Source organism: Pedobacter sp. AC379, from assembly GCF_979258145.1.
The window spans coordinates 3,950,942-3,977,694 of sequence record NZ_OZ409839.1 but is presented as its reverse complement, the minus strand read 5'-3'; the positions used below and the strand labels follow the sequence as shown (position 1 = coordinate 3,977,694).

Sequence of the window (26,753 nt, the reverse complement as noted above, 5' to 3'; positions counted from 1 at the left end):
ATGGCTACTGTATATCATATCAATAAAGGGGTGGGAAGGCCGATTGTCTTTAAGGGCCTGAAAGCGCAGTACATTGCTTATCTGGCTTTGGGCCTGGTGCTGATGTTGATCGGTTTTGCTATAGGTTATGTATCGGGCGTGCCTTTGGTATTTTTGATGGTATTGGTAGCTGTGTTTGGAGGCGGGTTGTTTGTCTCTGTATTCCGCATGAGCGCGAAGTTCGGGGAGCATGGTTTGCTGAAGTTTTTAGCGAAACGCGGTATTCCCCGTTTTCTGGTATTCCGCTCAAGACGGTTATTTACAGGGCTTAAAAATGTACGGTCATGATCGAGGCAGCAGATATAATTCCGATATATAAGGTAGAGCATGACTGTATCCAATCGATGCAGGGAGACCTGACGGTGGTGTTCAGGTTGGCATTGCCGGAAATCTTTACGCTCTCGGAAAGGGATTACGAAAGTTATCACCAGGCCTGGGTAAAAGCGATCAGGGTATTGCCGGTGGGAACAGTGCTGCATAAACAGGACTGGTTTTTAGAAAGCAGGTTCAAGGCTGATTTTTCAGCAGAACACAGTTTTTTATCGGGAGCATCGGAGCGTTTTTTTAATGAGCGGGAATTTTTGGAGCATGAGTGTTATGTGATGCTGACCGCGAAGCCAATGGGCCGGAAGCTTTCCAATTCAGCTTACAGCAATATTTTGCGCAAGCGTATTGTGCCGGAACAGACGGTGGATGCGACATTGTTTTCTTCCTTCCTGGATTATGCGGGGCAGTTTGTCCAGATTTTGTCGGATAGCGGTTTTGTGTCTCTGGTTAGGCTGTTGGATGATGAACTTGCGGGAACGGCCAATAAGCCGGGACTGATCGAACGCTATTGCTTTTTATTGGGCAAAGGGGAGATGCCTCTGATTTCCGATATCCATTTGCGCGATGAAATCCGGGTGGGGGATAAACGCTGTGAGCTGTATACGCTTTCGGACGTGGAAGAACTGCCAGCACTTTGTGGCCCAAGGATCAACTATGATAAATACAGTTCGGACAGGTCAAAATTCAGTATCGGTTTTGCAAGCCCTTTGGGATCGCTGTTATCCTGTAACCATATTTTAAACCAGTATATTTTTATAAGTGACAGGGATAAAGTGCTGAAAAGGCTGGAGGCTAAGAAACTGCGTTTGCAGTCGCTGTCAGCCTATTCCAGAGAGAATGCTTTATCCCGCGATGCGGTAAATGATTTTTTAAATGAGGCGGTAGCTTCGCAGCGTTTGCCGGTTAAGGCACACTTTAATGTGCTGGCATGGTCTTCCGACCGATCGAAGTCGTTGAATCTGAAAAATTTGGTGGGTTCCGCGATGGCGGGGCTGGATGCTTCGGCCAAAAGAGAGACTGACGGACAGGCTCAAGTTTGGTGGGCGGGTTTGCCGGGAAATGCGGCGGACTTTCCGATGAACGACACGTTTGATACTTTTTTAGAGCAGGCGGCTTGCTTTTTTAATCTGGAAACGGCTTATCAGAGTTCTTTAAGCCCATTCGGGATCCGCATGGGGGACCGATTGACAGGAAAACCAGTGCATGTGGATATCAGTGATGAGCCATGGGAAAAGGGGCTGATTACCAATCGGGCAAAGTTACTCATCGGGCCATCGGGATCGGGAAAGTCTTTTGCAGTGAACCATATGATGCGGTCTTATTATGAGCAGGGGGCGCACTGCATATTGGTGGATATCGGGCACAGTTATAAAGGCTTATGCGAGCTGGTAGGAGGTTATTATTTTACCTATAGCGAGGAGGATCCGATCAAGTTCAATCCTTTTTTTCTCTCTGATGGGGATCAGATGGATACCGAGAAAAAGGAAAGCATTAAAACTTTGCTTTTGGCTTTGTGGAAAAAGGATGATGAGCCTTACCGTAGGTCAGAATATGTGGCAATATCCAATGCGCTTAAACTGTATTATGAGCATCTGGAGTCAAGGAGTGATATTTTTCCCTGTTTTAATTCCTTCTACGAGTTTTTGATGTCGGAATATATGCAGGTATTATCTGACGGAAAAGTTAAGGAAAAGGATTTTGATGTCGGGAATTTTCTTTATGTGCTCAATCCCTATTACCGTGGAGGGGAGTTTGATTACCTGCTCAATGCTTCTGAAAACCTGGATATGCTGCAGGAACGCTTTATTGTTTTTGAGCTGGATAATGTGAAAGACCACCCGATTTTATTTCCGGTAGTAACGCTGATCATTATGGAAATGGTGATATCTAAAATGCGGAAACTGAAAGGGATCCGCAAAGTGGTACTGATCGAAGAATGCTGGAAAGCGATAGCGAAGGAGGGTATGGCTGAATACATCCGCTACTTATTTAAAACGATGCGTAAGTTTTTTGGGGAACCGATCGTGGTCACCCAGGAAATTGAAGACGTGATTTCCTCACCTATCGTAAAGCAGGCGATTATCAACAATGCGGACTGCAAGATCCTGCTCGATCAGAGTAAGTACCAGAACAAGTTTGACCAGATCCAGGAGTTGCTTGGACTGACCGATAAAGAAAAGGCACTGGTACTTTCGATGAATAAGGCCAATGATCCAAAACTTAAATACAAGGAAATCTTTATCTCGCTTGGTGGGCAGATGAGCAAAGTATACAGGACAGAGGTAAGTATTGAAGAATATTTGGCCTATACCACAGAGGAGCGAGAAAAGATATTGGTGCAGGAGTACGCCGCGCGTTATGGCAGTATCCAGAAAGGAATATCGGTGCTGGCGGCAGAGATGAGGGCGCGGAAGAAAAACTAAACAGACGCAGGTCACATGATTAATAGATGATTAGCATTTGATGTAACTATATCGTAAAACAATCCTAAAACAATCAAACCATGAAAACAAAAAGGTTTTATTTATTCCTATTGGCGCTGGCTTTTGCTGCCTGTAAAGGCACTTCGGATCTGCAATCTTTTATCCCGGGAAACTATGTGGATCATGCCAAAGGAGAGTACAGTGAATCTTGGGATACCCTCACTCTGGGGGATTTTAACAAAGTAAAGGGAAGCTATCCCATTGTCCGAAAGACCGGCTTCAGGCGGTTTGACAGTGGAAAGCCGGGACGTTTGGAGTATGAGGTTGAGGGCTGGCTGGGGATCTGGGATGAGGAAAGTGAATCAATCCAAGTGCCCAGAAATTCGAAGATCATCAGCTTTTATCCTGATTCCGGTGTGCTACTGCTGGGGAGCAGGGAATACCGGAAACTGGGTGCTGAGTAGCTGTGAAGCAAAGCCATTTGCTCTGCTATGTAAAAGGAAAAACAATCAATAATTAGGTATGAAAAATCTATTGCTTACCAGCCCTTTGGGCTGGATGGGAAAACTATGGACTAAAATTGGGAGGAAGATGAAACAATATATGGTAATTCTGCCACTTAGCACGGTGACGCTGATCGTGGGGCTTCCAAAAGGAGCGGATGCGCAGATCGCAGTACTGGAAGTGATCAAGGCGGGTGTGAAAAAAGTGATCAAAGCGGTGGACCTGAAAATCCAGCGTTTGCAGAATGAAACGATCTGGCTGCAGAATGCGCAGAAGGTATTAGAAAACCAGCTTTCTAAATTAAAGTTGACCGAAATTGCGGACTGGACGCAGCGGCAAAAGGAGCTTTATAGGGAATACTATGAGGAACTCTGGAAAATCAAATCAGCCATTGCTTACTATAAAAAGGTGAAAGACCTGACGGCGAAACAGGTGGCCATCGTGGATGAATACAAATGGGCCTGGAACTTATTTAAGCAGGATAAACATTTTGAAAGCCCAGAGCTGGACTACATGCAAAAAGTGTATTCAGGGATACTGGATGAAAGCATCAAAAATATTGATCAACTGCTATTGGTCGTGAATTCTTTTAAAACGCAGATGAGCGATGCCGAAAGGCTTGAGATTATTTCAAAGGCCTCAGAAAAGATGGATACCAATTATACAGATCTGAAAAGTTTTAACAGGGGCAATGCGGTCTTGAGTATTCAACGTGCTTCTTCGATCGAGGAAAGCGCTAAACTAAAAGAAATCTATGGAATCGAAAATTAAGTGTTGCGCTAAGGCCGGAGAGGTTTCGGTATTGGCTGCCAGTTTAGTAAAGCGTTCTGCTTTTAAAGTGAGGGCTTTGGTTGTTGGGGTTTTGGTTTTTATGTTCTGCTTTGGCAGTGCGGCACACGGGCAGACCTTTGGCGAATTTTTCAACCAAAAGAAAACACAGAAAAAATACCTGCTGGAACAGATCGCAGCTTTACAGCTTTACTTAAGTTATGCCAGGAAAGGTTACCAGTTGGTAGATGGGGGACTGCAGACGGTGCGTGATATCACAAATGGCGAATTCAGTTTACATGGGGCATTTATTTCTTCTTTGAAAACGGTAAGCCCCTCGGTCAGAAAAAATGTAAAAGTGGCGGAAATCCTGGCTTACCAGATCAGTATCGCAAAATGGTTTGGGGAGTTTAAGGGCAATGCCATGCTTTCGCCGGGTGATCAGCTGTATGTCCTGGAAGTGAAAGCAGGGGTACTGGAGGACTGCTCCCGTGATCTGGAATCACTGCTTTTGGTGGTGACTTCGGGCAGACTGGAGATGGGGGAATCTGAACGCATCAGGAGGATTGATCTGTTATATGAAGCTATGCAGGATAAGGCGGCATTTACTGCTGATTTTATGGGAAAGGTAGAGCGATTGATCAGGAACAGGGAAAGGGATAATCTGGACATTTTAGACTTGAGGAGGGCTTATGGTTTTGAGTAGGTTTTTGATGTCGTTTTCCGCTAGCAGCATGCGGGGCGTATTAATTAGGGATTTTAGCATTCGCTTAATGGGCATGCTTTGCTTTCTAATGCTGCTACTTCCTAATCCTGGCTACGGCCAGTCTACTGAAGCGCAGCAACTGCTTTTGAATGTCGAAAAGCTCAGCCAGCTAAAGAACATTTTAGCCGATATGAAAAAAGGCTATTTGCTGATTTCCAGTGGGTATAAGGCGGTAAAGGATATCGCTGAAGGGAATTTTTCGCTGCATGAGGTCTTTCTGGATGGCATGATGCTGGTGAGCCCGGAGATCAAAAGATACCATAAGGTAGCGGATATCATCACTGATCATGGCAGAATAGTTTCAGAGTATAAGCGTGCATTTAAGCGTTTTCAGGCATCGGGCAATTTTTCGGAAAATGATATCGCCTATCTGGCCGGCGTATACAAACAGCTTTTTAATCTGAACATGGATAATCTGGATGAACTGCTGATGGTAATTACTTCTTCTAACTTGCGCATGAGTGATCAGGAGAGGTTGGCGGCGATTGACCGGATTTTTGCAGATTCGGAAGAAAAGCTGACGTTTTTGCGTGCTTTTAATGATCAGGCGACCATGCTGGATCTGCAAAGAAGTAGGGAGAGGACGGATGTGAAGGGTTTGGGAGATCTGCTAAAGAATGGGAATTGAATATTTAGGACTGGGAGTTTTTTTATGCGCCTCGCTCCTGGCGCGGCTTTTTGCCGGTCCCAAAATAATGTCAAACAGTCAAATTGAAAATATGATGAATAACCGGATTTACTTTTCATTATGTGCCTGCTCGGCCTTGCTGTTGCTGCCGATCCTCAGCTTTGCACAAACTGCGGCTCAGAGTATTTCCGGCCTGCAGCCTGTGCTGGACAGGGTATACAGCGAAATGCTGCCGCTGTGTTCAGGCATGATCAATGTCGGCAGGGGACTAGCAGGCTTTGGTGCGCTGTGGTATATCGCTTCCAGGGTATGGCGGCAGTTGGCTTCGGCCGAGTCCATCGATTTTTACCCCCTGCTCAGGCCATTTGCATTGGGGATGGCGGTGATGCTTTTTCCGGCGGTTCTTGGCGTGATCAGTGGGGTATTGCAACCAACTGTATCGGCTACGAATGCAATGGTTTCCAATAGCAATAAAACAATTGAAAGGCTGCTAAAATTGAAGGAGGCTGCGATAAAAAAGAGTCGATACTGGCAGATGTATGTTGGAGAGGAGGGTAGCGGTGATATGGATAAATGGCATAAATATGCTTATCCAAAGGATCCCAACGGCGAAGAAGAAACATTTTTAGATGGATTGGGACGTGGGCTGGAATTCAATATTTCAAAGGCTTCCTATAATTTCAGAAATTCGATCAAGCAGTGGCTGAGTGAAGTACTGGAGATCCTATATGCAGCGGCTGCGCTTTGCATCAATACCGTGCGTACGTTTTTTCTGATCGTGCTGGCGATACTCGGACCACTGGTGTTTGGATTTGCTGTCTTTGATGGCTTTCAGAATACGCTTACGGTATGGATCGCGAGGTATGTGAACATATTTCTATGGCTTCCGATCTGTAATATCTTTTCAAGTATACTGGGCAAAGTGCAGGAAAATATGCTGAAACTGGATCTTTCGGAGATCGAGCAGCAGGGGGATACCTTCTTTTCGAGTTTAGATACCGCTTACCTTATATTTTTAATTATTGGAATCGTGGGTTATTTCTGCGTGCCCAATGTGGCCAACTATGTGGTGCATGCGGGAGGCGGAAATACGATCCTACAGAAAGTGAATTCGATCGTGTCCTCTGCCACGCGTTCCGGAAGCCAGGCAGCCAGATCCGGCGGGGGCATGGCAGCGGATGCATTGGGTGATGGTTACCGAAATTTGAAACAGAGTTTTTCGTCAGGTGCGCAAGGGGATTATTTCCCGGATAATCCGCACCAACAAAAGCGTATTGAAGGCAGGTAGGTACGTACGTAGGTGCAGGGCTTGCCCCTGCCTTACGAATGAAGGGTAATTATTCATCAAATATTCAATTTTTATGTTCAGCCAATTCAAAAATATCGATACTGCTTTCAAACATATACGCCTGTTTAGTTTATTCCTGATCGTGGCCTGTATGGTGATCAGCTGTTTTGCGATCTACGAGTATTACCGCTTTTACAACCTAAAGGACCAGCGCATATACATATTATATAATGGTAAGCTTTTGACTGCATTGGCATCTGACCGCAAGAGCAACTTGCCGGTGGAACTGCGTGACCATATCCGCACTTTCCACCAGTATTTCTTTGCCCTGGTTCCTGATGATAAGGCGATCAAGGCAAGCGTTACCAGGGCACTTTACCTCGCCGATGAATCGGCCAAAAAGCAGTATGATAACTTTCAGGAGAACGGTTATTACAATAACCTCATTGCGGCAAATATATCCCAGGAAATTACCGTAGACAGCATACAGCTTGATGTGGACCGTTTTCCATATCCTTTCAGGTGTTTTGCTACGCAGAAGTTGGTAAGGTCTTCATCCACGGTTTACAGGAAACTCATCAGCCAAGGAGTGGTAGATGATTTAAAGAACCAGACGGATAACAATCCCCATGGTTTTCTGATCAGAAAATTTGAGCTTTTGGAGAACAGGGCTGAACAGTTAAAACCGGAACAGCCATGAAGATCTGGAGTAATGCTATTAAGCGCAGGACTGGTGGGCTACCGAAGGATTTAGACAGTGTACATGAGGGCACTTTTCCTGTAGGCGGGCAAAATGCCCGGCCAACGAATAAAAAAGAACTCTCATTCCGTTTAGCGGGCAGGATACTTCGGGTGCAGGAGCGGTTAGCTACCTTCCTGAATATGAAAACCAAAGGCATTTCAAAACTTCGAATGAAGCTGTTTTTTGCCTGCTTTATCACGCTGTGCGGCGCTTACTGCATGTATCTGATCCTATCTGCTGTGCTCAATTTTCTGCAATAAATTATTAACCTATAAAACAATTGAAATGGAAAACAGGAAAAAAATAGACAAAAAGAAAGTGCTGCTGATCTTTTTGCCATTGCTGGCAGCAGCTGTACTGACTACGGGCTTTTTTATGCTGGGCGGTGGGAAAGAGGTGTCAGAAGATGTGGTTAACGATAAGGGAAAGGTGGATTTTTCATTGCCTGATGCGACGATCAAAAAGCAGCAACCGGTAGATAAAATGGCTTTTTATGAGCAGGCGGCACGTGATTCTGCCAGCAGGGGATCAGCTTCGCTTTCCCGTATGGCGCAGAACTTAGGCTTTAAAAATGCACAGGAGGAGCAGACCGGTGAGATATCGCTAAAACTTGAAGCTTTAAAGCGTGAGATTGACCGACCTGCGGGGAATTCTGTTGAGGTTAGTGGGGCGGGAGGTGTCCGTTCGGGTTATGGTCTTTCTAGTGCTAGCGGTTCGGGCAACATGAAAAACGATGTGGACAGGCTCGAGGCGCTGATGAAAATGATGCAGGAGAATAAAAATGCAGGTGATGATCCGGAGATGAAGCAGCTGAACGCGATGATGGAGAACATCATCGATATCCAGCATCCCGAGCGCGTAAAGCAGAAAATGGCGGTGGAGAAAAAAGTGAATACCGATAGTTTGTTTAAGGCGATCCCTGCAGTGATTGCATCGGATAAAAAAGTGGTACAGGGCGCAACGATCAAACTTTTATTGCTGGATACTTTGCGTGTAAACGGGGTACTGATCCCAAAAGGGCATGAACTGTTCGGGGCTTGCAGGATCACTAACCAAAGGCTGCTATTGGATATCAAACAGATCCGGCTGGGCAATGCGATTATTCCCTCCGATTTATCCCTGTACAGTTATGATGGCATGCTGGGCCTGGATGCACCGGAAGCGGTGCTGACTGAAACCATGAACGATGGGGCAGGGAACGCGGTTGGGGAAGTGGCGCTGAATACCTTCGATCAGTCTCTGGTGACGCAGGTCGCGGGAGCGGGAATTGATGCAGCGAAATCTATGCTAACCAAGAAATTACGCAAGGTCAAGGTAAAGCTGAAAGGCGGGCAGGCAGTGCTGCTGCGTGACAATAAATTAAAACTGCGTTAGGTTGTGGATCCGGGGATCAATAGGGCCGAGCAGTTGTACCTGGCCTGGGAAGAACGGCAGAAATCGCTTTTGGGGCTTATGGGCACTGGCGTTGACGAGCGTAAAATGAAAAAGCTGAAATATGGGTTTTTGTCCGAGGGGCTATTTAGGGTATCGGTCAGGCCATCGGAAATGGAACGGCTGTATATTCAGGTGCTGCGCTCTGTCACTGCTAAGCTCCGCAAAGCGCTTTATCCCAATCCCATCTTACAGTTTTTTTTGAGGCTTAAAGCGGTTGTGGTTGATAGGAGCGTACACCTGTCGCGGTTCTTTAGGCTCCGGGAAGAAAATATCAGTTCGCTTAAAGATGAACTTTCATCACTGGGTTTGGGTGGCATAGGTTTAAAGTTAGAGGAGCGGCTTGATTATGAAAGGCAGCGTATTGTATTGGATGTGGTTCGTGGTTTAAATACCGATGAGAAATTATCACTCCAGCTTTCTTTTGAAAGGGAAGATATTGGTGTATACCGCTTTAGCGGCTTTAACGGACGGATGCTGGGAAAAGATGGAACAGAACATAGCTGTTTCTTCGCTAGGGAAGCCGGGATTGATCTTGTTGAGGTAATAAACCTGCTTCGGGGTGGGGCGGTACTGAAACAATACCAGGGCCTGGATGGTAATTTGGGAAAATGCTGGGTAAAGGTAAATGATACCGCTAAAGAATTTTCTTCGTCACCGTTATTATATTCTTGGGGTACCGGGCAGGAATATGACCTGAAAAAACAACTGCTTGACCATGCCATTGCGCTGGAATGTTACGCCGTCAGTAATGGGGTGGTATTGGGGGGGCTGGAGCAGGGCAATAGGATGGAGATTAATGTTCCCGGAAAGGATAAATTTTATATCCGGGCTGATCCCTTTGAAAACAGGCTGGAATTCTTTGATTCAGGGAAAAAAGAAATTGCTTTTGAGCAGCTCAAGGATATGTTGGTGCCGGTAAAAGCTCAACCTTCGTTTGGGCTGGGAGCTGATCAACAGCTGGATATGCGGGAAGAAAACCAGTTGCAGATGGGTAGATAAGATACTTTTTATGATTGAATTGACCGGTAAATTGGGCCTGGCGGCTGAAATCAGGGAATATCTGAAAGAACAGGTCTCACTGGGCTGTCACTGGGTGGTGTACGATAGTGACCAACTTCTTTCGTCAAAATTTGAGCTTTTCTGCTTTGCGGATAATGCTTCTGCCCATGCATTTGAGAAAGCGCACCAGCAGATATTTAACTGGCATATCGCGGTTCCGATCGGTGACATGATCTACCAGCTTAACGCGCTGGAGAAAGCGGAGCTTAGGTCGGATCGTTTTGTAAAAATAAATAATCCTAAAACATCAATAAAAACAAAAACTATGAATTTGAACAATTTAGAAGACCGGAAGGAGGAAATGGCGGCGCTCGGTGCGAGTGAAAAGACCATTGCCAAAATGGAGGAACTGATGAAAACAGGTGCGCCTAAATTTACGGTGCATCAGGTGATGCCTGCCAATAGGGGGCAGGTGGATGTGCAGTTTTACCTGCAGCAGTCCAGTAAATCCGAGTATTATTTCCTCAATAAGTTTACCGTTGCCCATAACCTGGCAAAACCCTTGGAGAAAGACCAGCATTATCTGATCATTTCACCTGGAAAGGACGGGCAGGCCGCTACGGTGAAAAAGTACGACCTGGTGACCGAGGCTATCGAGGTTTTTAAAAAGCGCGAGGGGGCGGGCGAGCTGGCGGTCGGTAAAGATGCAGCGAACAAACAGACCCTGGCCACAATGGAAGAGGGAAAGGTGAATTTTGTGACGAAGGAATTCAGGGGGACTTTTTATGGCAAACCGGCTTCGCAAACGCTGTGGCCGGACCGTGGAAAAGGATTCACCGTGCAGCAGGCTGCGCAGATGATTCAGGGATATGCTGTTTACCGCAATGACCTGGTGAACTTTCTCTCGGGCGAACCTTATTCGGCCTGGGTGAAGTTCGATATGGATAAAGGCGTTGGGGCAAATGGGAATTTCAACCTACAACAGTACCATGATCCGCAGTATGGTTTTGATCTGCCCAAGGTGCTGGACAATTATAAGATCGGGGAACTGGCTGTGCCGGAGAAAAGGGAGAAACTGGAGGCTGACCTGCGCAATGGTCTGACGCCTCTGGTGAGTACGGAAAAGGATGGGAAGCCCGTGAAGCTTTTGCTGGAGGCGGTTCCGAGGTATGGCAAAGTGAATTTTTATACACCAGAGGGCAAGATGGAAAAGCGCGAGCTGTTTATGACCAAAGAATCGTTGGCCGCTTTGCTTGACGCCGGGCAGGACAAAAGCAAAAACATGGAGAAAGAACAGGAAGCCGGTATGGGTATTGGTGGCTGATTGGTCCTGGTTTTTTGCTAGTGTGTTTGGTGATCGGTTATTATTAGGGTTTGACTATATACTATGGAAGGGAAAGTACCGGTTGCTATCGGTTATGCGAGAACTGCGCAATCTGGGGATCCCCATGATCTCGACCATCAGTCCGAAAATATCTATAATTATTGCAAAGAGAATGATATCGAATTAAGAGTGGTGCTATGTGAAGAAGGCGAGAGAAGTCTGTCCTGGCATATTCTGGAGCGGATGGTGCAGAATTCGGTTGGGCGCTTGGATATGGTGGTTGTGGCAGAGATGGATAACCTTTCCCAGGATGTGGGCTGGCTGCTTTTAAAGCAGGCGCAGTTTGAGGCTGAATACAGGGTGAGTATTGTATCAGCAGGTGGAAGTGAGCTTAGCCTGGATAAGCAGGGCGGGTTGACAATCGGCTGATCTGGTTGGTTTTTTTAATCTATAAAACTATTGTTATGGAAACATTTGATTCATTGAAAAAGGTGGTATTGGGTGCAGAGGTAGATGCACGGAAGTTTTTTGGTAAAGGGAATAGGGCGGCCGGTACCAGGCTCCGCCAAGCGCTGCAGGAGGCGAAGGCGATTTCGCAGCAGATCCGTGTAAAGGTCAGCGAGAAGAAAAAGGGGAGATAAGGTTGGTTTCAGGTTTGTTTGGGTGTCCGGTCATTTGGCCGGGCATTTTTTTGTGATTTTATGATAAACCGGATTAGTTGTCATAAATGGTTTTGGTTTATTGTGCAAAATCCGGTTTACCAGTTTAGGATTCTTTAGAGCATGATGGTTTTATCGGTCTGGAACAGTTTGTGTTCACCGTAGCTGACATAGCCCAACTGATTGGTGATCAGCTGCGTTTTGCCAATCCCGAAATCAGAGATATTGACATGGTGGTGGCCGTAGATCCAGTAATCGGGTTGCAGCTGCTCCATCAACGGAAACAGTTCAACCGTAAAAGCTTCACTTAATACGGTGCCTTTATACTGCGGTGGATAGTTCAGGTAGGTCGGTACGTGATGGCTGACCACTACTTTTTTCATTTCGTTATCAATTGCCAGCTGGCTTTCGATAAAAGCAAGGGAATTTTCATGCAACTGATTATACGCTTCAGCGGAGAAACGTTTGCCTTTATATTTGATGAGGTGGAAATCGCTCATGCCATTTTCGATATGCCACCGGTTTTGCGGGCTTATTTTGGACCACAATGTGGAGAAAATCAGGTGCACGCCATCCAGTTCGACCATCTCGTCATTCAGCAGGCATACGTTTCTCCTGATGTTTTCACTAAACGGACCACTTTTATCGGCAGCATCAAAGTGGTAGTATTCGTGGTTACCGGGTATCCAGTAGGTCTGCTGGAAATTGTCGGCCATGTAGTTAAAAAAGTCCGGGTACTTATCGATCAGGGTAAAGGGTATGATATCTCCTGCCAGTACCAGTATTTCGCCTTTTGGCTGGATCGGGTTTTCTTTGAGGAAGGCTTTGTTCTCCCGGAATTCAAGGTGCAGATCGGAAGCGTACTGTAAGTGCATTGTTTTTTGGGCTATTTATGAATGAGTAAGTTGTGCCGCAAAATTAATAAAATAATATCTCCAGCCACTCGGGAAACATTGGAATAAATGCTTTTCTAACGTTCTTTTAGTTTTTTACCATCTGTGCTTGATGATTTCTTTATCCTCCCTAATTTTTTATAATTCCTTCAATCAAATGTTTACTAAAAGCAGGAAAAACTGAGTTTCGAGTGTCTTTCTTTTCTCCCGCCGAGTTTCGGGGTTAGGGATGAATTAGGGTAAAGTTCTTTTTGTTTACAACCATAGTTCAAATTCTTAAGAGAATGAAATTTATCCAAGTTATTCCGAATCTAAAAGATAATTTGGAGGACGATAATTTGTAGCTTAGAGTTTTTTTAATCACCGTTTTATCAACGGCCAACGCCTCATCAATTTATTATGAAGAACAAAAATGAGCAAAATCAACTATCATTAAATTACCTTGAACAATTAGCAAAAAAGAGAACGGGAGGTGCTATCAACTTACGTGGGATCAATTTTCAAGTTATTTATTCGGTCTTTAAAATCCTGGAATACCTCGAAATTGATCAAACGGACAAGCATATCCGCCTTGAAGGCATCGAGGATCTTGATCTTAATACTCCTCAGCTTGAACTCGATTCGAACCAATATATACAGTTAAAGACTTCTCAGAATAATTTGAACGCTTCTGCCTTTTGGTCAATGGGTGTTCTCCAAAACTTTCTGGAGGTATATGCCATTGATCCTAGTAGCTGTTTCAAGCTTGTTCACAACATGAATATAAAAGAGGGGATTCTATCAGCACTTGCTTCAGGAAACCTAACCGGTAATAACCTTACATATTGGATAGAGAAACTAAATGCACAACCTGCATCAAAGAACATAGATTCGATACGCTTTCTAAATAGTATATCCTTTGAACAAATTGACGTAGAGACACTGATGGATAATATTTTACAAGAACTGAGGGCGAAATGGAACGTGAATGTTGGAACTGAAAATATTTTTTTAAGAAGCTTGTTCTATTATGTTTTTAACTGGTCTATAGAAAGAAAGCGTATTTTCTATAGCGATCTAGCAAATTTATTTATTGAGGTTCGTGATACTTTTTCTAAGGCACCAGTAAATGAAGCACTCAAAAATGAGTGGCTTAGCGAAATAGCTTTCACTCCACAAACCGGGAAAGATCTGAACGACTATTTCGATGGCAAAGCATGTAGACCCATTCACATCGCAAATGGCCTCCCTGCACGAAGGAAAAAATGGGAAAAAGAGGTTTTTGAAAGTTTTGCAACCACAGATATAAGTATAATCAGATCATCTAGCGGCCAGGGTAAATCAACTGTGGCGTGGCAGGTCAGTTCAAGTCTTGATCCAATCTATCATATTTATCAACTAAACAGCTGCAATAGTTGGGATCAGGTAAATGCCCTAACAGAACTCATTACGTCTAAAGTTCAACAGGGACGACTTCCAGTGATCGTCATAGATGGTTTATCGGCTCAAAACAAAGATTGGGGCATGCTTGCAGATAGAACTTCTAATCTCCCGATAAAATACCTGATTACAAGCCGCCACGAAGACTGGCAAAGATATGGTGCGGATCTTTCCAGGCTGAGCATGAGGATTATTGATATCTTTTTGACCTATGCAGAAGCTAAAGATCTTTTTCTACAGCTAAAGTCCAAGGGCAAGACCAGCCCGGAAATCCATGCCTGGGAACCTATTTGGGAGACCATTCAAGACAAAGGCTTGTTGATCGAATATACCTTTTTGCTCACCAGGGGCCAAATGATCCACGAGCGGCTTGCCTACCAAATCAAAACACTAAACAAAGATGACTCACCCAAGGCTAAAATAGAAATATTGCGTATCGTAGCCCTGGCGGATTGTTTACAACTCACTATTGAAACCAGAAAGCTGCTTAGCTACGTCAATGATACTATTGGCTTTAATTCAGATCGTGACCAAGTACTTCAATCCTTGGAAAACGAATATTTTGTAAGCTTTGATCACAAAAATGTAATTGGCTTGCATCCTGTACGTTCTCAGCATCTGACAGACCTGCTACATCATTTTGTAGGAATTGATGAAACACTGATTAAAATATATCCGTTGATCAATGAAGACCTTCGGTATGACTTTTTTATAAATGCTCCTCTGCTGCTCCAGCCCGAGCAAGCAAAAACATTCTACAATCATTTTGCAAATTACCTTTCGAACGGTGATTATTCAGAAATGGTAATTGCCCTTGACGGTGTGATTCATAGCGAGCCCCAACGTTACTGGATCAACAACCGTGCAGTTTTTAACGAAGCATTTGAATCTGGTGGAATTGATCTGTTCATCATGAACAGTATTCCCTTTCTCGATTTTAATGCATTCGAAAATCTCGTCGATACTTTACCTTCAGATATGCAGGCTGCGCTGGGCCATCTATTGGCCAAAAAGAAACGACTGAGCGCATTTAGTATAACAGACACAGATGTTTATAGGTTCGCAAAAGCACTTTCGACAGCAATCAAAGCCCGCGAACCCAAAAATAAATCATTCATTGGTTTGGAATTCTTGACATTGTGGTTTAAAAAACTTGATATAGAATTCAATATCAATCTTGATATGGATACGAACGAACTGCTAAATTTATTGGAGAATATGGATTTTCAGCAGGCATTCGAAATCTTTAGTACTTTACGGATACAACAGCCAACCCAATACGGAGATTTCTTAAAAAAACATAAAAACCAAATCTTTAGTTGTCTAAAGGTGAAAACGGACACACCAACATTGTATGAGGATGGAAATAAGTTGATGATGGAATATATCATAACTGGAGATCAGGCCGAAAAAGCAAACGAACTTAGTGTTAAACGCATAAGTGAGGTCTATGCTTTTCTGCCTGGATATCAACGTTATTGCACAGACGCCATCATGTTGCCGTTTCCCAATGCTGATCTGGTCTCTGCAGTCTTGCAGAATGCTCATAAACAGATGCCGCCAGAAAATATCACGAATAACTTTGATGTTCACCTAAACCAGATATGGATTTCTGTGATTTCTGACAATTATAAAGCAAGCTCGGCATACGAATGGCAATCTAATATGATAGAATTCAGAAAGATAAATCTAAAATATATCAAAAATATCTCACAATATATAGAAGCCCTTATTGAGGGAAAAAGAGAAAAAGCAAAGGTTCATGCTATTCATATTGATTCGGTTGGCAGAGATTTAACCTTACAATATGCTTCCTCCAAGAGATACCCTAGCTTTCAACGGAAGTCTTTCAGAATTGAAAAATATGCAGAACAGGAAAAAACGGTAAAAAAATGGCTGTCAGCACTAGCTAACGTAAGGGCGCAAATTGCAAATCTCTTTATTGTAGAGGATCAGCAAAAGCAAAACCTCGTAATAATAAATTTTAAGGACGCAGTTTTAAACCTAACTAACATGCAGCGGGCATTTTTAGAGATCGAGAATGGTTCATTTCCCTATTTTCAAACAGATGATCTGATGAAAGATGAAATCGAGCTACATCATAGACTTCATCACACTATGTTGTACTATGTAGCCCACATTCCACTGGAGACAAAAAAAGCAGTTCGCGTGGGAAAACAGGCTGTAGCTGATTGGTGGAAAGCACAAGAATACAAAAACGTACTTGCTTTGCGGTCAATATTAGAGCAGCTTAACGAAACCACTGATTTCAGGTTTTATTCACCTGTTCGGCTTAAAGAAACATATACACTTACTTATGCATCTTTCGCCGTCGAAGGAAACGATCTATCTAATCCTGAAAAAATGCAGGAACTTTTCATTCATTTGGCGCCGTTAGCTGATTTTCCTGCAGATTTCTTTACTATTGTACGAGTTAAAGACGGTATAACGGTTGGTTCATTCAGAGTGCAGAAAGAATTTTTTATACAGATTAACCGTTATCTGGATGGATATGATTTCGACTTTGACAACCTAAGTCCCCTTCCCCAGATCCCTGATAAAGAAATGATAATTGATATACCGGGTATTTCTCTGTCGGAAGTAACTATTGACAAGGATAAGGAGATGCTAGCCTCGTGCCTGTTTGATTTATGGAAATTAACCGAGTATAAGCAGCGTCTTAAGCTTTCTTCGCATATTGAACAAAAATGGTTAGATGAAATAGTTTCGGATTACACTTCAAAAATTAAATCCAACTTAAAGTTAATAGCCAATAAAACTCCTGACTATCTTGATGGGATTAACTGGATAGAAACCGGCTTAGTTGCCAATCCGATGCGAACCTCTGTAGAAATTAACGAAAAACTCTTAGAACTAGCTATTGAATAACAACATTAGTATAAAGCTTATTTGACAAATTGAAAGCACTTCGGAATTAATTCAATCATACGGATATTTCAAAGAATCAATCATAGAAAAAGCGATTTTTGTGATAAAGAGTTATCGCGTAAATCATCTTATAACATAAAACAGCAAAACTCGAAGTAAACGACCGCGGTTAAAAAGAGTATTTTAATCTACATAGACTGGTCCAGTAGTGTTATAATCGGATATTTCTGGTTGACAGGAAAAGAAATGCATGTAGCACCGCTATCTGGGAATAATACAGAACTCGTTTTGAAAATGCAGAGAATTATCTAACTTAGAAAACTGTTCCAATGAACATTTAATGCGCTAATCTATCAAAATATATTTGATAGAAAAAAGAGTGCTGATAAAGAATAAATTAAACTCTTAAAATAATCTAAATGCCTCAAAAAAAACAATCATCCGAGAGATCAGATGAATATTCATCAGTTGTTATTGACATATCAAACAGCAATAATGCTAAAGGATTTAAGCCAGCTGACCTGGTTCATAAGCAGGAATTACTAACTGCAACTACTTGGATCAACGAAAGGCTGGAAAAAGCTGAAGAAGATGTTAAGGAGCGACTTCATGAAACCATGACTATTCTGGGTACACGAGGAAGTGGTAAAACATCCTTTCTTTTAAGTTTGATCAATAGTTTCCAAAAAACTGAGATGCAAGTGATGAAAATCATTGACCCGACGCTTATTGAAGAGAAAGGGCATGTGTTTTTAAATGTCATTGCCTCAATAAAAAAACTTGTGGAAGCTAAGCTTGATGTGAACGAGTGTAACCCCTTGGATTCAGATTATCGGCGTAAACTGGCATGGGAAGCTAGGATGAAGATGTTGGCCGATGGGCTTCCATCGATTGATGGGGTCGGCACCGGATTGAATGAACAGAGTTGGCAAGACCCTGAGTTCATTATGGATAGGGGAATAAGAGCAGTATCCTCTGCCCAAGATCTTGAGGAGAACTTCCACGCTTTCGTAAATGAGGCCTTAGGGATTTTGGGAAAGAAAGCATTCTTAATAGTTTTCGATGATATTGATATTGACTTTAAGCGTGGATGGCCTGTTTTAGAGACCATACGTAAATATTTTACCTCGTCAAGATTGATTACAATCATCAGTGGTGAATTAAGATTGTTCTCTTTGGGCATCAGAAAAAATCTGAATAAAGATCTTCATACCGTTTTTAGCAGAGCCAATAATGATGATAAATATGTAGATTCGATCATAACCGAGCTGGAAGGACAGTATCTACAGAAAATTGCGAGACCAGAACGTCGACTCCACTTGACAAGTCTTGCGGAGAAGAAAAACTACGGGTCAAAACTAGATATCAGAATTAAGACTAGTAGTAGCGAGAAAAGCATCGAGGAAGCGTATACCGCAATGTTGCAAGATCTGGGGATCAATAATAGTTTTCAGTCTCGTGCTTTCTCAAGTTTTTTACTTGCCTTGCCCCTTCGGACACAGATCCGGCTTTTTTCACTTAACGATGAAAAAAGTAGTGCCAGAAGGGCTCATGGAGAAGAACAAGCTTTTATAAGTGAGCTATATGATAGACGTGTTGAAGTAACAAAAATTCAGGGAAATGCGAACTTTTTAAATATTGAAATCCTGGATTTACTTATTAGGGAGCGGTATCTTATGGAAGGATACCAGCTCCAGCCGATTGCCGAAAATCAATCTTTGAATGCCTGTTTGGTCGCATTGAGCTTTGTTTATACACGCCTCCTCAAGGAAAACCCAGCACTGGTTTTCGATTACTTTATCAGAATTGGCTATACCAGAAATTTACATAGCAGTTTAGCATACCTAAATGATGGTCAGTCCACGACCAGGCCTTCTATTAATGGTCTGATGAAATTCTCAGGTATAAGGCAAGATGGAGTACTCAGAGACATTAGCGGCCTGATGACTGCATACATTAGGGGATTTTTGAATAGTCAGTCTCAAACCTCGGCAGTTTGGGCAGGCACGATACCGTTAAAAGCTTTAGGTGATCCCCAAAAAGAAGCTGCATCAAAACTTGCTGACAGAATAGACTTCGTTTTTCAGGACACCTCTTACGATAAAAGGATTTTAGGATATATTCCTTTAACTGTATCCAAATATGCTATAAGGAATAAAAGTATCCCTTGTTACTCACTTTACACGTTACTGGCTAGTATTGCAGAACTTTTAAAAATAGGAAGGGGAGGATCAGAAAATGCAATTATGAAAGGTTTACAAGAGCTTTCCCAAGTGAGAAGTTACACTATGCCGGAGTTTTCCAGCCGGGGATCAGGCATCGACGAGCAGTACCAGTGGGTAGAGGACTTTAGTTCTGTTAATGAAGAAGAAAGCCGTCTTGCAAAGGAGCTGATATATTGGCAAAGCCGTTTCGATGGAATTGCAATTCCGCCATATCTTCTTGGTAAAATATCAACACGCTTCTTTTATGCCCTGGAAAATATCCAGCCTAAAGATAATAACTCGCTAGGACAGATTTTTCATTCTCAAATCGTGAGCTTTATGAATGCTGTACTCATTGAGGATATTAAAGAGAATCTGCCATTTAAAAATATCAATATTAATAACACAGCCCATAGCGATGCTATCTTCATCAATAACCTATATAAAATTGGAGGAGACGACGAACGCAAGAAGTTAGGATTATCTCAATGGATCATCTCCTGTCCATTGCTTCATAGATATCTTGATCCAAAAGCAAATGATTTGATGCGGGCTTTACGGAATTTTAGCCTGATGAGAGAGTTTATGTTTTTGCCAGAGCAGTCAGTTTTTGGGTTGCTAGACAGAGTTGCCCTTCCAGGCAGGACTGTAAACAGATCTGGTGGCAGGAATGCGAGATTAGATTCCCTTGTTAATATCATAATTGAGAGAAATGCCCAATATGACTGGTTTTTAAATGGGGAACGCAAAGAAACAACGGAACGAAACAAGTTAATCAAAAAACATTTGTTTGACATTTTTGGAAATGATGATGATACTTCAGGTAAGATCCGGGAGTTTAGGGACTATATCCATCTCAACAATATTGTATGGTAATCCAGTCTATACTGAAAAATCTGCTTGTTGATAACGAATCACTTGAAAATTATCGTGAAGGCACCCTTGCGAACCTGGAGGATGTCAAACGGCGATTATTCTTGATTGAAAGGCGGGAAGATAATTCAATACCGGATCAGTATTATCACCTGATGAAGGAAAGAAGTTTTTCTGGACTAAAAACTTTAGGTGAACTTTTATCAAAGGGAACTTTTTCCCTAGCTGACCAATTCCTGTTGCTGGATCGGAACCGAATTTACGTGAAGCCCGAACAGATCAATAACTGGCAGAAATTGCTCACTTATATGCCTCCCCTATATATACAGGCAGTATTTTTACAGGTCAAGCGGCCGCTATTAAGTTTGGAACCACCGACACTGAGAAAGTATTTTAAAGATGTTATCATACGCAATTTTAGGTATACAGCATTGCCTTATCCGCTCATACCGCAATTAGATAGTTACGTTAAGGATAAAAAAGGCCTTTATGATCTGCATGTACATCTAAATGGTGCAACGGAAACGGATGTAAGCTGGCAGGATTACCTTCGAGAACCCGACAAGATTTTCATTGAGTTACAAAAAGCCTACAAGCAGTACCCAAAAGTTAAGGAACAGTTGGAGCAGGAGTCCAGTTTACTTGATCCTGTAAAATTTTTGCATCTGCTAAGGATAGCTCAGCGTCTGAGATCAATATTCTTTGACTTCATTTACAAAACCAATCTGGATCTTTATAAGGGGGGTACAAAGAAAAAACTATTGGCTAAGATATTGGACAAGAAAAGTGGAACTGATTCTTGGGGAAGTTATAAAAACCCTTTTGCCAAACTCATTGGAGACAACGAAGATAGCCATTTCAGTATGCCGATTGAAGCATTGATGCACGTGATGATAACCAGGTATTTAATAGATACAGGTGACAGTCTGATTAGCTCACTCTATCATTTCTATTTGTTGATCCTGGGGCTGGCAAATAGATTGCTCGTGCAGCAGCAGCATCAATATGGGTTCGAGCAATTTCAGAAACATACTTTAAATGGACTTCGAGAGCATAGTGAAAAAAAATATATGCACCGCTTTTTTCAGATGCACGGAAACGAACTTCGTAATATTTCCTTCCTGGAAGGACGGATTTCACCCAAGGAAGAATATCTACAGACCCTGGCGCAACTCAGCGATATCAGCAGTGGATGGAAAGTTCTTCAAAGTTATATCTCAAAACAGTTGCATTTAGAGAGTATACATAATAGTCCGTCATCAGGTTTTATACTTCCGTCACTAAAACTTATTGCGCATTTTATCAAGAGACCCGATGATAGCAAATCCAAATTGATCAGATTTGAAGCACTTAGGAAAAATGTTTGGAAAAGAGCTGAGTCATTAGCCTATGTGATAGCAAACCATAAAACCTATCAGGGTCTGGAAATTACCGGGGCAGATGCTGCCGCAAATGAATTTGATACTCCTCCAGAAGTCTTCGGCCCAGTATTCAGGTTTCTAAGAAATAGAGGTATCCGGCATTTTACTTTTCATGCGGGAGAGGATTTTTACCACATATTGAGTGGCGTAAGAGCTGTTTATGAAGCAATTGAATTTACAGGATTGGGGCCTGGAGACCGGATCGGGCACGCAACTGCCACCGGTATTTCACCTGAACATTGGTTTTCGGTTATGGGATCAGAGATTCTGATCCGAAGGGGAGAATGGCTGGATAATCTGGTCTTTACCTATCACCTTATCTTAGAGGCTAATATCATTAGTCTGCACTACCTTCTACCTGCGCTTGCGAATGAAATTCAGGAAATTTACCACGAGATATATTTCTCTAATCCTTCGGTCAAAACCCTTCGCGACGCTTGGTTGGCCAGAAAATACTGTCCGATTTTGGTTTTTGCAGGGAAAATCCAGCAAGCGAAGAAAACTCCAGTATATAATAAAGAGGAGTGGGAGACCATCGTTTCTGCCAATTTGGATACTGAATGTATAAACGTACTTGAAAACTACCATAACAGTTTTTTCAAAAACCGGTATAATGAACCCATTGAGATCAAATCCTTTGGTTTGCTAAATGCTGAGGCCATAAATACGTTACAGCGTGCTGTCTTAAGTGTGATGCATAAGAAAGAGGTTGTAATTGAAACCCTGCCAACCAGTAATGTTAGAATTGGACATTATACTGACTATAGCTGCTATCATTTATGGAATTGGTTTAAACTTGCAGATCAGGGAGGGGCGGTTCCACCCATTGTTCTAGGAACTGACGATACAGGGATTTTTGCAACAAGCATTTATAATGAATATGCCAATCTTTACAGCCATCTTGTATACAATGCCGGGGCTACTCATCATAAAGCTATGCTGATAATAGACGAACTTAATCGAAATAGTATCATGTATGCATTCCGTTAAAATAGCGCTCTCTTTCCTAGGGTTATAGCGCCAGATGGCAGGGATCGCTTGAATACAATAAATAGGTTAAGTTACTGTACATGGGGTTGATTTTATCAGATTCAAATAAATGATAATTAACGTCTAGCCCAGTGTGCGCATTAATACAAAAGCTCTGCGCATTCCACAGTTTTTTCAACTGTTGCTTTCTATTTTGATGCCAAACCCACAAACTATCATTTCTAAATTCTCCAGTACATATCTATGCATGGCTACCCCCCCCCCCTTAGAAAAAAACATTACAATGGGCACAACAAATGTAATAACACCTATAAAATTTGAAATCTCTGAACTAAATATTACTTTAGCACCAAGATTAACAAAACGCTCTAAAGAAACGCTCCTCAGATTTCTTCCTTCCCTGACGGGAAAATAGATTCTATGTTTCTTTTTATCGTCGATAACGATATATTGTTATGAAACATAAAAAAGGATTATTAGATCTTGCAAAAAAGACATTTGCAGTGATCACCGCCTCTATGGCCTCACTTACTACCAATCATGCTGAAGCTATTCCAATGGAAAATACCTCAGCTCTGTTACCTGTATCCAATGATCACGTGGATATAGCAAAGAAAACACTGAAACCCAAACTTATGCTAAAGTTGTTGGCAAATGATCCTGCGCGTAGTATTTTGTTTATGCATACCTCTCACCGGTCCCATAGCTCACACCGCTCGCATTCTTCCCATTATTCTTCTTCCTCAGGATCCACTTATAATCCAACACCGATATACACGCCGCCATCAACTTATACGCCATCCCGCTCATCAGGTAGTTCATCTTCTTCTGGAAGCAGCGGATCATCGGGAAATAGCGGAAGCAGTTCCTCAACAACTACAAGAAGCACCTCTTCCGGCACAATAAATCCCTTGGTATCCACAGGCAGTAGCAGCGCCTGGTATAGGATTCTGTACCTGGGCTGCGAAGGCAGCGATGTACTTAAACTTCAGCAATATCTGAAAGCACTGGGATACGCAACACCACAGACAAGCTATTTTGGTCCACAGACTGAGGAAGCAGTGAAAAAATTCCAGACCCAAAATGAATACAAGCCTAATGGTGTGGTGGGAAAAATGATATTTGATGCCATAAAGGAAAAGTATGAAGGTAAAGTTCGATAGCGATACAGTACAGATTAGCATTGATAAACGGATATTTTCCAATAAGGTAATCCAAAAGTGCTTTTACTGGTATACTGCTGATTATACAGTTGATTTTGAAACCGTGGATGAGCATTTCGTCTCTGTGACCATGACAAACAAAAGCCAGCAGGAAATCGATCAAGTTTACCTGGCACATAAAATACCACAGGATCTGAATGATTTTCTGCTCCGCGATATCGTGCAGGAAGAAACTAGGGATATCAGGGCACTTATTGTAGCCAAAGCTTTTGCCAATTTTGAGCAGGAAGAAGACTTTCCACTTGAACAGATCAGCGATTCTCTGGGCTTTAACACATTATCATGATAGCCCTACCTGTAAGTGGAGCTGAGCGGAAGTCTAGAAAATTTCTTGATATCAGCCAATATGATCACACCGAAAGTTATTATTTATTACCTTTCCGTTTCATCGCCCTGCGTAACGGGCGGGAGGTCCTTGTCAATGAAATCGGGGACTTTCTGATTGTTGATAAAGGTACAGCCGGGCGGATCATCAACCGGAAACTGGATCCTTTGGAGGATTCCGAATTATACGCAGACCTGATCGCCAATTTTTTTATTTCGCAGACCAGGGTGCCTGCGCTTTTAGAGGTAATAGCCACGCGTTACCGCACCAAAAAATCTTTCCTCGACCATTTTACCGCATTGCACATTTTTGTGATCACCCTACGCTGCGAACATACCTGCCATTATTGTCAGGTATCCCGGGTAAGTGAGGATAAGGATACCTTCGATATGGGCCGGACCCACATCGATAAAGGGATTGAACTGATGATGCGGTCCCCTAATCCACATGTAACCATGGAGTTTCAGGGAGGGGAAGCACTGCTGGCTTTCGATCAGATCATGTATGCAGTGGAGCGGGCTTCTGCTGAATCGCAAAAGATCGGAAAGCAGATCTCTTTTGTAATCTGTACAAACCTTGCACCCTTGAAAAAGGAAATGCTTGAATTTTGTCTAAAATATAAAATTATCATTTCCACTTCTTTAGATGGACCTGAATTTCTGCATAACAAAAACCGCCATAAAAAAGGAAATGACAGCTATCAGTTGGCCATTTCAGGCATCCGGCAGTGCCGGGAAATACTGGGGAATGATGCAGTCTCCGCTTTGACCACAACCTCGACATTATCGTTGGATTATCCCCATGAAATTGTCAGGGAATACATTAACCAGGGGTTCAACAGTATATTTTTAAGACCGATCAGTCCCTTTGGTTTTGCGGTCAAGAATGACAGAAAAAACAAATACGATACTGACCGCTTTTTGGAATTCTATAAAAAAGGACTGGATCTGATCATAGAACATAATTTAAATGGAAACTTTTTCAGGGAGGATTATGCCAGCATCATCCTCAAGAAAATCCTTAGCCCTTTTCCTGTTGGCTATGTAGATCTACAGTCACCCGCCGGCATGATCAACAACGTGATCGTGTTCAATTATGATGGCTATATCTATGCCAGCGATGAGGCCAGGATGCTTGCGGAAATGAATGATTATACCTTCCAGCTCGGTCATCTGGATACTGCCAGTTATGAGGATATTTTTTATGGGGAAAAGGCATTCACCTTTGCAGAATTCAGCATAAATGAATCGCTTCCGGGCTGTAGTGACTGCGCCTTTCAGACTTATTGCGGATCAGATCCGGTATTAAACCATTCTACCCAGGGAAACCTCATAGGGCACCGGCCAACGAGCGTCTTCTGCCAAAAAAATATGGGCATTATCAGCCACCTGTTTGAACTCATGGATAGTGATGAACGGATCCTGAACATATTTAACAACTGGATAGGAAACTAATGGAACTTAAAACCAGGGGCAAGGCACAGCATATAGGCCAGTCAATTGTTGGCGCGGTAACAAGGAATATGTATTCCCCGGACCGCAATAAAATTCTACTCATTGATAGCGGAGAGGGCAATGAAGCCATGATCGGCTTTTTGTGTGTACTTACCTGCTCGAAAAACTTGGTTTCGCCCCAGGGTTTACCTTTGGTAAACAGTGTTGCATACCTGCACCATCTTAAAGAGGGAGATATCGTTGTCATTAATTCTGATGGGGTGATCAATACCCTATATAGGGTTGACTCTTTCCAGAATGCACTTTTGGTAACCGAACGCTGCAACAGTAACTGCCTGATGTGCTCACAACCGCCCAAAGACAGGGAAGATATCCCATACCACCATAGCATCCACCGTCAGCTTCTGCCACTTATCCCAAAAGACTGCCAGGAGCTCGGTATCACGGGGGGCGAGCCAACCTTAATGGGTGATCTCTTTTTTGAGCTTTTAAAACTCATTCAAAAAGAACTCCCCGGTACTGATGTGCACTGCTTAACAAACGGTCGCAGTTTTGCGAGCAGAAATCTGACCAGAACATTATCCGGGTTAAGTATGGATAAGCTTATGCTTGGTATCCCGCTTTATAGCGATCACGCCAGAATGCACGATTATATCGTGCAGGCTTCCGGGGCATTCGACCAGACGATGCTGGGTTTTTATAATCTTGCCGATAGTGGCATCAGAATCGAGCTACGGATCGTAATCCATTCCCTCACTATTCCCCGTTTGGGTAAACTTGCAAGGTACATCTACAAAAACCTTCCATTTGTTGAACATGTCGCCTTTATGGGATTGGAGCACCAAGGCTACACGCCATATAATATCGATAAACTCTGGATAGATCCGGTAGACTATGCCCCTGCGCTTGAGGATGCAGTAAATTTTTTAGCTTCCAAGCGCATAAATGTATCCATCTACAACAGCCAATTGTGTCTGATGCCGGAAAGTCTCTGGAAATTTACCCGAAAATCCATTTCAGACTGGAAGAATATTTATCTGGAAGAATGCAACAAATGCCAGGCTCTCGAGCGCTGCGGTGGACTTTTTAGCTCCGCTTCGAAAAAGCACAGTGAACACATTCACGCGCTTTAATTGGGATATCCCGAAATAAGAAGTGTTT

Annotated in this window: 22 protein-coding genes; 21 read left to right on the top strand and 1 reads right to left on the bottom strand. The window is 42.8% G+C overall.

The window, feature by feature from the left end:
- From ACZZZW_RS17360 to ACZZZW_RS17295, 14 genes are all read left to right on the top strand, one after another.
- Window positions 1–327 (top strand): DUF4133 domain-containing protein, encoded by a 327-nt coding sequence (locus ACZZZW_RS17360; protein WP_463495252.1) that lies wholly within the window; start codon window positions 1–3, stop codon window positions 325–327.
- On the top strand, window positions 324–2,789 hold the full coding sequence (locus ACZZZW_RS17355; protein WP_463495250.1) for a TraG family conjugative transposon ATPase: 2,466 nt from the start codon (window positions 324–326) through the stop codon (window positions 2,787–2,789). Before ACZZZW_RS17360 ends, ACZZZW_RS17355 begins: the two co-directional genes overlap by 4 nt.
- An 80-nt stretch (window positions 2,790–2,869) precedes the next feature.
- Window positions 2,870–3,253 (top strand): hypothetical protein, encoded by a 384-nt coding sequence (locus ACZZZW_RS17350; RefSeq protein WP_463495248.1) that lies wholly within the window; start codon window positions 2,870–2,872, stop codon window positions 3,251–3,253.
- Window positions 3,254–3,311: 58 nt separating this feature from the next.
- Entirely contained in the window at window positions 3,312–4,064 is a 753-nt protein-coding gene (locus ACZZZW_RS17345) for a conjugal transfer protein TraI (protein ID WP_463495246.1), read from the top strand.
- On the top strand, window positions 4,048–4,767 hold the full coding sequence (locus ACZZZW_RS17340) for a hypothetical protein (protein ID WP_463495244.1): 720 nt from the start codon (window positions 4,048–4,050) through the stop codon (window positions 4,765–4,767). Before ACZZZW_RS17345 ends, ACZZZW_RS17340 begins: the two co-directional genes overlap by 17 nt.
- 28 nt (window positions 4,768–4,795) lie before the next feature.
- Entirely contained in the window at window positions 4,796–5,455 is a 660-nt protein-coding gene (locus tag ACZZZW_RS17335) for a TerB family tellurite resistance protein (RefSeq protein ID WP_463495242.1), read from the top strand.
- Between the two features lie 94 nt (window positions 5,456–5,549).
- Window positions 5,550–6,743, top strand: a complete 1,194-nt coding sequence (gene traJ, locus ACZZZW_RS17330; RefSeq protein ID WP_463497773.1) for a conjugative transposon protein TraJ — start codon at window positions 5,550–5,552, stop codon at window positions 6,741–6,743.
- A 73-nt stretch (window positions 6,744–6,816) separates the two neighbouring features.
- The gene (gene traK / locus ACZZZW_RS17325; RefSeq protein WP_463495240.1) at window positions 6,817–7,443 is read left to right on the top strand and encodes a conjugative transposon protein TraK; all 627 of its coding nucleotides are present in this window, start codon (window positions 6,817–6,819) and stop codon (window positions 7,441–7,443) included.
- Window positions 7,440–7,745 carry a hypothetical protein gene (locus ACZZZW_RS17320; RefSeq protein ID WP_463495238.1) on the top strand — a complete coding sequence of 102 codons (306 nt, stop codon included), beginning with the start codon at window positions 7,440–7,442 and terminating at the stop codon, window positions 7,743–7,745. Before traK ends, ACZZZW_RS17320 begins: the two co-directional genes overlap by 4 nt.
- 25 nt (window positions 7,746–7,770) lie before the next feature.
- On the top strand, window positions 7,771–8,859 hold the full coding sequence (gene traM, locus ACZZZW_RS17315; protein ID WP_463495236.1) for a conjugative transposon protein TraM: 1,089 nt from the start codon (window positions 7,771–7,773) through the stop codon (window positions 8,857–8,859).
- Between the two features lie 3 nt (window positions 8,860–8,862).
- Entirely contained in the window at window positions 8,863–9,918 is a 1,056-nt protein-coding gene (locus tag ACZZZW_RS17310; protein ID WP_463495234.1) for a hypothetical protein, read from the top strand.
- 10 nt (window positions 9,919–9,928) lie between these two features.
- The gene (locus tag ACZZZW_RS17305; protein ID WP_463495232.1) at window positions 9,929–11,242 is read left to right on the top strand and encodes a hypothetical protein; all 1,314 of its coding nucleotides are present in this window, start codon (window positions 9,929–9,931) and stop codon (window positions 11,240–11,242) included.
- Between the two features lie 63 nt (window positions 11,243–11,305).
- Window positions 11,306–11,671: a recombinase family protein gene (locus tag ACZZZW_RS17300; RefSeq protein ID WP_463495230.1), complete on the top strand. Its 366-nt coding sequence runs from the start codon at window positions 11,306–11,308 to the stop codon at window positions 11,669–11,671.
- Between the two features lie 35 nt (window positions 11,672–11,706).
- The gene (locus ACZZZW_RS17295) at window positions 11,707–11,883 is read left to right on the top strand and encodes a histone H1 (RefSeq protein WP_463495228.1); all 177 of its coding nucleotides are present in this window, start codon (window positions 11,707–11,709) and stop codon (window positions 11,881–11,883) included.
- A 134-nt stretch (window positions 11,884–12,017) separates the two neighbouring features.
- Here the strand turns inward: ACZZZW_RS17295 and ACZZZW_RS17290 are convergent, their stop codons facing one another.
- Window positions 12,018–12,776, bottom strand: a complete 759-nt coding sequence (locus tag ACZZZW_RS17290) for a metallophosphoesterase (protein WP_463495226.1) — start codon at window positions 12,774–12,776, stop codon at window positions 12,018–12,020.
- Window positions 12,777–13,193: 417 nt separating this feature from the next.
- On the opposite strand from ACZZZW_RS17290, the gene ACZZZW_RS17285 reads away from it, so the two are divergent.
- From ACZZZW_RS17285 to hxsC, 7 genes are all read left to right on the top strand, one after another.
- Window positions 13,194–17,102 (top strand): hypothetical protein, encoded by a 3,909-nt coding sequence (locus ACZZZW_RS17285; RefSeq protein WP_463495224.1) that lies wholly within the window; start codon window positions 13,194–13,196, stop codon window positions 17,100–17,102.
- 419 nt (window positions 17,103–17,521) lie between these two features.
- The gene (locus tag ACZZZW_RS17280) at window positions 17,522–20,182 is read left to right on the top strand and encodes a P-loop NTPase fold protein (RefSeq protein WP_463495222.1); all 2,661 of its coding nucleotides are present in this window, start codon (window positions 17,522–17,524) and stop codon (window positions 20,180–20,182) included.
- Entirely contained in the window at window positions 20,176–22,590 is a 2,415-nt protein-coding gene (locus ACZZZW_RS17275; protein WP_463495220.1) for a hypothetical protein, read from the top strand. The genes ACZZZW_RS17280 and ACZZZW_RS17275 overlap by 7 nt, the downstream gene beginning before the upstream one ends.
- A gap of 455 nt (window positions 22,591–23,045) precedes the next feature.
- Window positions 23,046–23,753 carry a peptidoglycan-binding domain-containing protein gene (locus ACZZZW_RS17270; protein ID WP_463495218.1) on the top strand — a complete coding sequence of 236 codons (708 nt, stop codon included), beginning with the start codon at window positions 23,046–23,048 and terminating at the stop codon, window positions 23,751–23,753.
- Entirely contained in the window at window positions 23,734–24,099 is a 366-nt protein-coding gene (hxsD, locus tag ACZZZW_RS17265) for a His-Xaa-Ser system protein HxsD (protein ID WP_463495216.1), read from the top strand. Before ACZZZW_RS17270 ends, hxsD begins: the two co-directional genes overlap by 20 nt.
- Window positions 24,096–25,592 (top strand): His-Xaa-Ser system radical SAM maturase HxsB, encoded by a 1,497-nt coding sequence (gene hxsB / locus ACZZZW_RS17260; RefSeq protein WP_463495214.1) that lies wholly within the window; start codon window positions 24,096–24,098, stop codon window positions 25,590–25,592. The genes hxsD and hxsB overlap by 4 nt, the downstream gene beginning before the upstream one ends.
- 68 nt (window positions 25,593–25,660) lie before the next feature.
- Window positions 25,661–26,725: a His-Xaa-Ser system radical SAM maturase HxsC gene (gene hxsC, locus ACZZZW_RS17255; protein WP_463495212.1), complete on the top strand. Its 1,065-nt coding sequence runs from the start codon at window positions 25,661–25,663 to the stop codon at window positions 26,723–26,725.
- Window positions 26,726–26,753: the final 28 nt, after the last annotated feature.